The organism is Micromonospora sp. R311 (assembly GCF_056780015.1).
The window spans coordinates 1-1685 of sequence record NZ_JBSWCE010000102.1; the positions used below are offsets into that span (position 1 = coordinate 1).

A 1685-nucleotide genomic window follows, 5' to 3' on the forward strand; every position below is an offset into this window, starting at 1 on the left:
CCTCGCTCGGGCTGAGCCTGATCGAGGCGATGGCGATCGGCATGCCGGTCGTCGCGCTGGCCACCACCGAGGCGGTGGACGCCGTACCGGCCGACGCGGGCGTGCTCTCCACCCGGGTGGAGAACCTCGTCGAGGCGGCCCGGTGGTTGATGACGGACCGCGACGCGGCCGCCCGGCTGGGCGCGCGGGGGCGCGAGGTGGCGAAGGAACGCTTCGGGCTGGACCGGTTCCTGGCTGACTGGGACCGGCTGATCGAGGAGGAAACATGCGGATCGCGATGATCTCTGAGCACGCCAGCCCACTCGCCGTCCTCGGGGAGGAGGACGCCGGTGGCCAGAACACGCACGTCGCGGAGCTCGCCGCCGCGCTGGTCGGCGAGGGCCACGACGTCCGCGTGTACACCCGCCGGGACTCCACCGCCCTGCCCGACACCGTCGCCACCGCCGACGGTTACCGGGTCTGCCACGTGCCGGCCGGGCCGGCGCTGCGGGTGCCGAAGGACGAGCTGCTGCCGCACATGGGCGAGTTCGGGCGCTGGCTGGCCGGCCAGTGGCGGAACGGGGACTGGACCCCCGACGTCGCGCACGCGCACTTCTGGATGAGCGGACTGGCCACCCTGCACGCGGGCCGGCGGACCGGGGTGCCGGTGGTGCTGACGTACCACGCGCTGGGCACGGTGAAACGGCGGCACCAGGGCGCACGGGACACCAGCCCACCGGGGCGGATCGGCTTCGAACGCGCGCTCGGCCGGGCCGCCGACCGGGTGATCGTGCAGTGCCAGGACGAGGTCGGCGAGCTGGTGCGGCTGGGGGTGCCCCGGTCCCGGATGGCCCTGGTCCCGTCCGGGGTCAACCAGGAGGTGTTCCGCCCGGACGGGCCGGTCGCCCCGCGTGACCCGGCCCGGCCGCGGATCCTCACCGTCGGGCGGATGGTGGAGCGCAAGGGCTTCCAGGACGTGGTCCGGGCCCTGCCGGCCGTGCCGGACGCGGAGTGCGTGGTGGTCGGCGGCCCGTCCGCCGACCTGTTGCCCGCCGACGCGTTCGCCCGCCGGCTCGGCGCGCTGGCCGAGTCGTGCGGGGTGGCCGACCGGGTCCGCCTGGTCGGCGCGGTGCCCCGGGAGGAGATGGGGCGCTGGTACCGCTCCGCCGACATCCTGGTGGCCGCCCCCTGGTACGAGCCGTTCGGGCTCACCCCGCTGGAGGCGATGGCCTGCGGCGTGCCGGTGATCGGCACCCGGGTCGGCGGCATCGCCGACACCGTGGTGGACGGACTCACCGGGGACCTGGTCCCGCCCCGGGACCCGCGGGCGCTGGGCGCCGCGATCCGCCGGCTCCTCGGCGACCAGGTCCGGCGGTTCGCGTACGCCACGGCGGCACTGGACCGGATCCGCAGCCGGTACTCCTGGAAGCGCTGCGCCGAGCAGTTGAGCGCGGTCTACGCCGCGGTGAGCTCGGTCGCCCGTCCCACCCCGGCGGTGGCGTGATGACGCAGACGCTCTCCACCCTGGACACCCACCTGGCCCACCTGGCGGCCGCGCTGCTGCCCTACCGGCAGGCGGCCGAGCGGCTCGCCGGCTGGGGCACCGAGGTTGCCTGGACGCTTGCCCGGGGCGGCCGCCTGCTGGTGGCGGGCAACGGCGGCAGCGCCGCCGAGGCCCAACACCTCACCGCCGAACTCGTCGGCAA

The 1685-nt window shown here is 75.8% G+C and carries 2 protein-coding genes and 1 pseudogene; all 3 read left to right on the forward strand.

Annotation, left to right across the window (positions count from 1 at the left end):
- Window positions 1-281 (forward strand): glycosyltransferase (locus tag AC1WTP_RS34315; RefSeq protein ID WP_481653364.1); only part of this gene is annotated, 281 nt, incomplete at its 5' end.
- Complete coding sequence (locus AC1WTP_RS34320) at window positions 266-1483, forward strand: glycosyltransferase (protein ID WP_481653365.1); 1218 nt, start codon at window positions 266-268, stop codon at window positions 1481-1483. The genes AC1WTP_RS34315 and AC1WTP_RS34320, both read left to right, overlap by 16 nt.
- A pseudogene (locus AC1WTP_RS34325) lies at window positions 1483-1685 on the forward strand (phosphoheptose isomerase); the annotation flags it as partial. The gene AC1WTP_RS34320 and the pseudogene AC1WTP_RS34325, both read left to right, overlap by 1 nt.

Bases quoted from the DNA above. Each gene is read 5' to 3' on its own strand.
- AC1WTP_RS34320 (WP_481653365.1), top strand. From the start codon at position 266: ATGCGGATCGCGATGATCTCTGAGCACGCCAGCCCACTCGCCGTCCTC.